Annotated in this window: 11 protein-coding genes; 8 read left to right on the top strand and 3 right to left on the bottom strand. The window is 34.9% G+C overall.

The genetic code is table 11. The annotated features are described in order from the left end of the window. The 4 genes from ACY651_RS06590 to ACY651_RS06575 form a co-directional block, all read left to right on the top strand. The coding region (locus tag ACY651_RS06590; protein ID WP_462250954.1) for an Hsp70 family protein at positions 1-1,032 on the top strand (1,032 nt) is incomplete at its 5' end. A gap of 177 nt (positions 1,033-1,209) precedes the next feature. Continuing rightward, positions 1,210-2,043, top strand: coding sequence for a S1 family peptidase (locus tag ACY651_RS06585; protein ID WP_462250952.1), 834 nt, complete (start codon positions 1,210-1,212; stop codon positions 2,041-2,043). 197 nt (positions 2,044-2,240) lie between these two features. Then, positions 2,241-2,510: a hypothetical protein gene (locus tag ACY651_RS06580; RefSeq protein WP_462250950.1), complete on the top strand. Its 270-nt coding sequence runs from the start codon at positions 2,241-2,243 to the stop codon at positions 2,508-2,510. 10 nt (positions 2,511-2,520) lie between these two features. Then, positions 2,521-2,904: a hypothetical protein gene (locus tag ACY651_RS06575; protein ID WP_462250948.1), complete on the top strand. Its 384-nt coding sequence runs from the start codon at positions 2,521-2,523 to the stop codon at positions 2,902-2,904. 409 nt (positions 2,905-3,313) lie between these two features. On the opposite strand, the gene ACY651_RS06570 is transcribed toward ACY651_RS06575, so the two are convergent. Further along, on the bottom strand, positions 3,314-3,613 hold the full coding sequence (locus ACY651_RS06570; protein ID WP_462250946.1) for a type II toxin-antitoxin system RelE/ParE family toxin: 300 nt from the start codon (positions 3,611-3,613) through the stop codon (positions 3,314-3,316). Beyond that, positions 3,595-3,765: a hypothetical protein gene (locus tag ACY651_RS06565; RefSeq protein WP_462250944.1), complete on the bottom strand. Its 171-nt coding sequence runs from the start codon at positions 3,763-3,765 to the stop codon at positions 3,595-3,597. Before ACY651_RS06565 ends, ACY651_RS06570 begins: the two co-directional genes overlap by 19 nt. Positions 3,766-3,999: 234 nt before the next feature. Between ACY651_RS06565 and ACY651_RS06560 the strand changes: the two genes are divergently transcribed. Then, positions 4,000-4,374 carry an RDD family protein gene (locus ACY651_RS06560; RefSeq protein ID WP_462250942.1) on the top strand — a complete coding sequence of 125 codons (375 nt, stop codon included), beginning with the start codon at positions 4,000-4,002 and terminating at the stop codon, positions 4,372-4,374. 239 nt (positions 4,375-4,613) lie between these two features. Here the strand turns inward: ACY651_RS06560 and ACY651_RS06555 are convergent, their stop codons facing one another. Next, complete coding sequence (locus tag ACY651_RS06555) at positions 4,614-5,198, bottom strand: DUF4136 domain-containing protein (protein WP_462250940.1); 585 nt, start codon at positions 5,196-5,198, stop codon at positions 4,614-4,616. Positions 5,199-5,743: 545 nt separating this feature from the next. Here ACY651_RS06555 and ACY651_RS06550 point away from each other — a divergent pair. From ACY651_RS06550 to ACY651_RS06540, 3 genes are all read left to right on the top strand, one after another. Beyond that, positions 5,744-6,142, top strand: a complete 399-nt coding sequence (locus ACY651_RS06550; RefSeq protein ID WP_462250938.1) for a hypothetical protein — start codon at positions 5,744-5,746, stop codon at positions 6,140-6,142. Between the two features lie 92 nt (positions 6,143-6,234). Further along, on the top strand, positions 6,235-6,795 hold the full coding sequence (locus tag ACY651_RS06545) for a hypothetical protein (protein WP_462250936.1): 561 nt from the start codon (positions 6,235-6,237) through the stop codon (positions 6,793-6,795). Positions 6,796-7,120: 325 nt separating this feature from the next. Next, the gene (locus tag ACY651_RS06540; RefSeq protein WP_462250934.1) at positions 7,121-7,378 is read left to right on the top strand and encodes a YtxH domain-containing protein; all 258 of its coding nucleotides are present in this window, start codon (positions 7,121-7,123) and stop codon (positions 7,376-7,378) included. Positions 7,379-7,405 lie beyond the last annotated feature (27 nt).

Here is a 7,405-nt window from a genome sequence, read left to right as displayed (position 1 = left end):
ACGCGAGCCAAATTCGAGCAGTTATCTGACTCTTTGTTTAGCCGTTGCTTAAAACCCTGTGAGCAGGCTTTCAAGGATGCCGGTATGAACGTTTCACAAATCGACGAAGTAATCCTGGTAGGTGGTTCTACACGTATTCCTAAAGTACAGGAGCTGGTAGAAAAATTCTTTGGTAAAAAACCTAACCGTGGTGTTAACCCCGATGAGGTAGTTGCAGTTGGTGCAGCAATACAGGGTGGTGTTATGACAGGTGAAATAAAAGATGTGTTATTGTTGGATGTTACACCTTTAAGCCTTGGTATTGAAACTATGGGTGGCGTAATGACAAGGTTGATAGACAGCAACACAACCATACCAACAAAAAAATCGGAAACATTCAGTACGGCCAGCGACAACCAGCCCGGTGTACAAATACATGTACTGCAGGGCGAAAGGCCAATGAGCAACCAAAACAAAAGTCTGGGTACATTTAATTTAGATGGCATACCGCCGGCACCACGTGGTGTACCGCAGGTAGAAGTTATTTTTGATATTGATGCCAACGGTATTTTGCATGTAACGGCTAAGGATAAGGGTACTGGTAAGGAACAAAAAATTACCATACAGGGCGGCAGCGGCTTAAGTAAAGAAGAGGTAGAAAAAATGAAGAACGAAGCTAAAGCCAATGAAGCAACCGATAAATTAGAAAAAGAAAAAGTAGAAAAAATAAATGGTGCCGACAGTTTAATTTTTCAAACAGAAAAACAACTGAAAGAGTATGGCGAAAAAATACCTGCTGATAAAAAAGCACCTATTGAAGCCGCTCTGGAAAAATTAAAAGCCGCACACAAAACGCAAGACATTGCACAAATTGATGCCGCCAGTGCAGAAATGAATACCGCATGGACAGCAGCGAGTGAGGATATGTATAAGGCTACGCAGGGCGACCCTAATGCAGGTGCTCAACCAGGGCCAGATGCTGGTGGAGGAGAGCCGCAACAACAAAGTAGTGAAAGTAAAGTGGAGGATGTGCCTTTTGAGGAGGTGAAGTAAGAAGAATAAAATTTATGGACCGCAACGAGAGTTGCGGTTTTTTATTAAAACAATATAAAAATATCTTTATTACCTCCTTTCAATAAGAAGTAGACTAACATTCTTATTTTAAAAACTAATATGCATTACTCAGAAAATATTTATGGAATTATTTAATAGTTCTATCTAAGTAAATAAATGAAATACATACTAAAATTGCTTTTGTTTGCAAGTTTTCTACATAATTATGTTTGCATCTCTCAAATTTCTACACCATTCTCTTATGTGATTGAGAAAAAAAAGCCAGCAATTTTACCAATACTATCTTTTGATAATAGTAATAAAAAATATAAGCACTTGGGTACAGGTTTTACTGTTAGTTTAGATTCTACTGGCCTTTGTTTAATAATTGTAACATGCGAACATGTTGTAACGGTTAAGGATTCTCTAACGAATAAAACAATAAGACCCGTTGAAAAAATATTTGCTAACATGAATTTAATTGATGGTTCTATTATATCAGTACCACTTAAAGTGAAATTTCTTGATGAAAAAAACGATTTTGCACTTCTGGAGATCAAGTTTGATTCTAGTTACAAAAATTACCATCTAAAAATTAATAGTATTCCACTTAGTCATTTAGATACTTCAAATAATCTTAGAGAAGGCGAAACTCTTTTATATATAGGGTATCCAATGTCATTAGGTGTTGGTAAAAAAAGTTACCCAATTTCCAGAAGTGGATTTATTTCACAAAATATTGAAGATTCATCAAAATTTTTAATGGATGGATTTTCTCAAGGTGGTTACAGCGGAAGCCCGGTCTTTAGGATAAAAGAGAACGCTACAAAAGGTGAGTGGGTATTTAAGAATGTGGGCATGCTTCAAGCATACCCAAGTGAAAGCGCAATAATAAAATCAAAGGAAAAAAATGATTTAAAAGTAATTATAAATCCTGGGTTTACAATTGTTGGTAAGCTAAATGCGATGGTTAAAACGCTATCTAAGATGAAATGCATTTATGGAAATTGACACACCGATCGCCGCCGTCTTTTGCCGTTGTCGGTTTCAATACTTCTTTTAATATTAATACCATATCACCTTCGCCGCCGCAGGTATCGCTCCCATCTCCGCCGTCGTTTGGTTTTTAACCAACGAAGTATTATTCTTAAGCTGTAATTCCTATACATTTGTATTGCATTTCTAAAATGCTTCTCTAAATATAAATAATGAACATTCCAGTTTTAAAGGAAAATCAATTTGCTGTAGGTAAAGCAGCATATGCTACTGGCCATGTCTTAAAAAATGACGGTGAATTATTTAAGACTGGAGAAAATATAAATGAGATGTATGAAGTGTTTGAAGGCTATGAGAAGGCTGTAGAATTTTCGCTTCAAAAAATAAAGAATGATTCAAAGGTTGAATGTTGGATAGTTGATAGTAAAGGCAATCATATAATTACTTTTGATAGAAATGGTGAACGTAAAACTTCGATTTAGTTTCTAGCCTTTGTTGGTAGAACGAAGCCTGCCGCAACGCCGTTGTTGGTATGCCGCATTTGCAATTGTGCGTAAGCGTACCAACAACTCCATTGCTAAGGAGGGCTGGTGTAAGCCAACATTTGCGAAAAAAATTATTGAACCTAATAAAAAATTTCTTAGTAGATTAGCCATTATAATAATAACGATGACACATAAATTAGCGGGAGTTATCAATTACTCGATTGGTATTGTACTTTTAACCTGCGCATTAGTTCTATTAAAAAAGAAACTTGCAGAGCAACCTGGTAGAAAAATTTACGGGCTCTCCTTGAAAACAGTTATCAAACTTATCTATGCAGGATTGGCAGCATTCGTGCTTTTAATAATTGCTGTTTTAGTTGGACTGGAATAAGAGATAAAAAATTATTGCTTAATCATTGATTGTATTGCACTAATCATCGCCGTCGTTTGGTTTTTAACCAACGACGTATTTGCTTCGATGAAAAAAGAGCTGCATGCAAATAGATATAAATGATTTTTTATTGAAGCCTTCAATTTTCTAATGCCACCCTTTCAGGGTTATTGCTTTTTCAAACTTTAGCCTTTGTTGGTAGAACGAAGCCCGCCGCAACGCCGTTGTTGGTATGCAGCATTTGCAATTGTGCGTAAGCGTACCAACAACACAGCTTACTGCCACAAAAAATTAAATTAGTTACATCCTTTGCTATAATGTTGTTGGTACGCCATGGCTCATTATCCCTGCTTCTATACCAACAACGGCTTAGGGGTGATATTTTTATTTCGCCACAGCCATACTGCATTTACCAGTAAATAAGTTTGGAGGAAATAAATTCACAAATGATTACTTCTTTATCAGATTCAATAAGTACAATGGTATATTTCTTTTTGTAAGGGATACATTTGTATCCTAAATCGGCTCTTGCAGGCTCTCTGCAAAATGAAAATGATTTTCTTTCATCAGCAAGTTTTAAGAATGCATCATACACATCATCTGTAAATTTATCAGCAGTTGCAATCATGCCTTTTGATTCTATAAACCAGGCAATGTCAGCAATATTATCAGCAGCAGTTTGTTTTACAATTATTTTGCGGCGGCCCATTTTCTAATCATTTTTTTGCTGTATGTACGGGCTTCTTCAACAGAAAATGTTTTTTCGGGTTTAGTTTTTAATGCCGCTTTTTTTATTAATTCCCGGTAGTTCTTTTCAGGAATTAAAACGTATTTCTTTTTATCAATTAAAATCTCTGTCATTATAAATGTATTGTTATTCAAATTTACATAAAATAACGGCAATGGCAATATTCCTGTTTTATGTATTTTTAGAGCGTAACGCCGTCTTCGGTATCGCTACAGTCTTTGCATAAGTTTCATGCAGTTGCAGTTATATTTGCCTCAGCAGGTGTAAATAAAACTTATTTTTATGCAAGACGAAATATATAACCGTTAACAGCCGGGGTGCTGTACTTTACAACTAAATTACTATTGATGGATCACAATGACACAATATTTACAGATATACAAAACCATGAAGCAGAAGTTACAATGATTCAGGGGTTTTTAACAAGACTAATCGATTTTGCAATAGATATGGGGATCATTTTTTTAATCTATATGCTAATCCCCCGGGAAGCATTTCTAAATTTAATAAGTTTAAGTTCATTTATTATACCAGCTATTGTTATTTTATTGATAGGTGTATATAGATTTCTTTTTCTGATGCTGTTTAATAAAACAATTGGAATGATGCTATGCAAAGTAAAATTTTTAAATAAAGAATTTAAGCCTTTATCAAGCAAGGAAAAAGTATTGAGCATATTTCGAACCAGATTTTCCAGTATTAAGTATTATAAGGAAAAATAAAAGCTTGCCACGAACCAGGACTTTCCTTCTACCCGTCGGCGGTATTACTCAAACTTCTCCGCGGTCGGTTTTTAACCAACAACGTATTTGCTAAGATAAAAAGGCCCCACATACAATTAGATATAAATGTTTTGTTTCTATTAAAACCTTTTGGGGTTTTAATTTTTTCATAATCACGAAATTGTATGAAGATGATTTAAATAACAAATACTGAGTAAAATTAAAAACTAATCACCTGCTTATTTTGATGCCAGATCAAGTTTACTGAAAATATTGTTTACGCTGGCCGTTATTTCTTCCGGTGTTAAGAGCGAATAATTAAGCTCTTCGGTTGTCCAGCCCTGCAACACAATTTTATCAGTATTTGCATCTGTAAATGTAAGTGTTATAGTTCCCTCTTTAAGTGGTACAGCATAACTGTTATACCCTAAAAATTGAGAGGGATAATAAATTGTTCCCCATCTTCTCATACGTGGGTTGTAATAAGTACGGGTATAGGATTGTGTGTATACAGGATCCGATTTGCGTACCGTGGTATTGTTTACCAGTACATCATAGCTCATTAATATATCCGGATTGTTGCTAACTTCACTCCAGCCCAGTTTTTTAAGCTCTGCATTAGCCGCATTTCTTACACTAATATCGCCATAAGCTGCAGGCCTTTGCGTACTATCATTTTCACTATACCTCGTATCAACCCACATATAGGTTTTGTAATTTTTAAAATTAACAGCATTATCTTTTTCTACATGCACAGGTGTTGAACATGCAGCAATGGAAAATGCAGCAATTAAAACAATCCATAAATAATTCATCGTTTTCATAATAACTTCTTTTTTTACAGAGTTTCAAAAACTATTCCGTTTTAATATTAAAGGATGGGTAAAGCAGAATAGTTAATTTTTTCATAGTTATTATGTAACAATTATAGAAAATTGTATAAGGTGAAGTATTTTATTTTCTGCCCACGTGGGGTAACATTGTCTCAGTTGCAGCCGGAGTTTTTGGCCGCCGCAGTCGTTATCGCTCCAATCTTCGCCGTCATTTGGTTTTTAACCAACGAAGTATTTGCTTCGATGAAAAAAGCGCTGTATGCAATTAGATATAAATGATTTGTTTTTATTGAAGCCTTTAATTTTCTTATGCCACCCTTTCAGGGTTATTATTTTTGTATGCTTGTTTTGCTATAGTAATGCCAGCCTTTCAGGCTTGGTGTTGCGAAGGGATGAAATTAATATAGAGCGATAAATTATTTTTAGGCAAAACCCCGGAGGGGTGATATTTTTCTTCGCCGCCATCTTTATCTTAACACCCACAAAAACTATTTTAGGTAGTGCAACGTTATGGCATGCTTAATTGTCAAATTAATATGAAAAATATTTTAGGCATTATAATGATGTTCGCTCTGCTGAGCTCCTGCAAAAAAGATAATTTAGCGGCAATTAAAAATGAAATTGCCGGTACGTGGGAACTGAGAAGTTCTGCAACTTACAGTGCTGTAAATAATTTCCCTCCGGGTAATGGTTATATAATCGAGTTTGGAAACAATAATTCCTATAAAAGAAAAAAGCAAGACACGTTATTATTTGAAGGCAAATATACACTCACCCAAAAAAAAGATTGTTACGGAACTGCACTGCAAACTTTTATTACCACTACACAACCCAATAGCCAGGAATTTATCATTGCCGTAATAAAGGATACTTTAACGCTGAATACTTCTAATTGTCTTTCAGATGGTGCAGTGTCGGAATATACAAGAAAATAATTTTAGCCTTTATTGGTAGCCCGAAGTCCGCCGCAATGCCGTTGTTAATATGCAGCATTTGCAATTGTGCGTAAGCGTACCAACAACACAGCTTGTTGCTGCGAAAAACCATATTGCCCGAAGACCTCAATAACAAATTAGTTAAAGCCTTAGCCGCAATGTTGTTGGTACGCCTTGCTTCTTTGCCAGCCCAGCATACCAACAACGGCGTTACTTCGATAACAAAAATGTTTTCGATAGAAATTTTTTTTAATGACTCTTACCATTTTTTTGTTACGTTTAACTCCCATAATTTAATACCCACTTTTATTTCAATAACTTTAAATAGTTTTAATTTGCTTAACTGGTATATTAAAAGTATGATTGGACAAGGCTTAAATTTAAAAAAGGGTTTTATGTTTTTTCATATCGTTAGCGGTGTGTTGGCGGCATGTGCTGTTTTAATTTTTTTACTAAGCGGAAAATATTCCTGGGGATATAAATTATTTTTAGGGTGTTATATTTTTAGCGGCGTAACCATTTTGGCCTTTTTTTTTAAAACACTCAGCCGTTTGCAGCATTTATATTTTGAAATTATATTTTCAGTTCCATTGCTAATAGCGGCATTTATGTTTCTTACCTGGCTATTTGAATATTATTTTTTCGGAAAATGAAAAATAGTAACAAATAGGCAATATGCAATTCTACTATGCCGACGTTGACTTCATAAACTTTCCCCTGGCAAAGCTGTATCAAAATGCACTGCTTTTAAAAACAGGGCAACAAAAAATAAAATCTATATTTTTGAATTAATTATCAATTGAAACAGCAGGCTGTGCTTTTTATAAGCAGCGCAAATTCGGTTAAGCTTATTATATTCCCCATGTATTGTAGAAAAACCTACTCGTTCTAACTAAGTTTCAGTGTAAAATAATTGGCACAATGTTTTATGCTTATGGGTGTAGAAAAACATTTATAACCATTTTAAAAATAAACATTATGAAATCGAAGAAAATAATTGCAGGGGCTATAGTGGGAACTGTAGTAGCACTGATGCTTATTCCAAAAACACGAAAAATGCTTGCAGAAGCCATAAACAATTTAGCCGGTACACTTAAAAAAACTTTAGAAAATGCTAATACTTTAGCAGGGGATTTAGCAGAAACCGGGAAGAATGAAATGAATAAAATTTCAGGCAAAGCCTACGATACAGTTGCAGGCACAGCAAAAACTGCTAAGGATGTATGGCAATCGTAATAAAATTAAATTTATAGTGAACAGGCG

Origin of the sequence: Ferruginibacter sp., from assembly GCF_031391665.1 — a bacterium.
Classification (GTDB): Bacteria; Bacteroidota; Bacteroidia; order Chitinophagales; family Chitinophagaceae; genus Ferruginibacter.
This window is presented reverse-complemented; position numbering and strand designations above follow the sequence as displayed.

What these genes read in the sequence shown, in the direction of transcription:
- ACY651_RS06585 (WP_462250952.1), top strand. Translation starts at nt 1,210, where the DNA reads ATGAAATACATACTAAAATTGCTTTTGTTTGCAAGTTTTCTACATAAT.
- ACY651_RS06580 (WP_462250950.1), top strand. Translation starts at nt 2,241, where the DNA reads ATGAACATTCCAGTTTTAAAGGAAAATCAATTTGCTGTAGGTAAAGCA.
- ACY651_RS06570 (WP_462250946.1), bottom strand. Translation starts at nt 3,613, where the DNA reads ATGGGCCGCCGCAAAATAATTGTAAAACAAACTGCTGCTGATAATATT.
- ACY651_RS06565 (WP_462250944.1), bottom strand. Translation starts at nt 3,765, where the DNA reads ATGACAGAGATTTTAATTGATAAAAAGAAATACGTTTTAATTCCTGAA.
- ACY651_RS06560 (WP_462250942.1), top strand. Translation starts at nt 4,000, where the DNA reads ATGGATCACAATGACACAATATTTACAGATATACAAAACCATGAAGCA.
- ACY651_RS06555 (WP_462250940.1), bottom strand. Translation starts at nt 5,198, where the DNA reads ATGAAAACGATGAATTATTTATGGATTGTTTTAATTGCTGCATTTTCC.
- ACY651_RS06550 (WP_462250938.1), top strand. Translation starts at nt 5,744, where the DNA reads ATGAAAAATATTTTAGGCATTATAATGATGTTCGCTCTGCTGAGCTCC.
- ACY651_RS06540 (WP_462250934.1), top strand. Translation starts at nt 7,121, where the DNA reads ATGAAATCGAAGAAAATAATTGCAGGGGCTATAGTGGGAACTGTAGTA.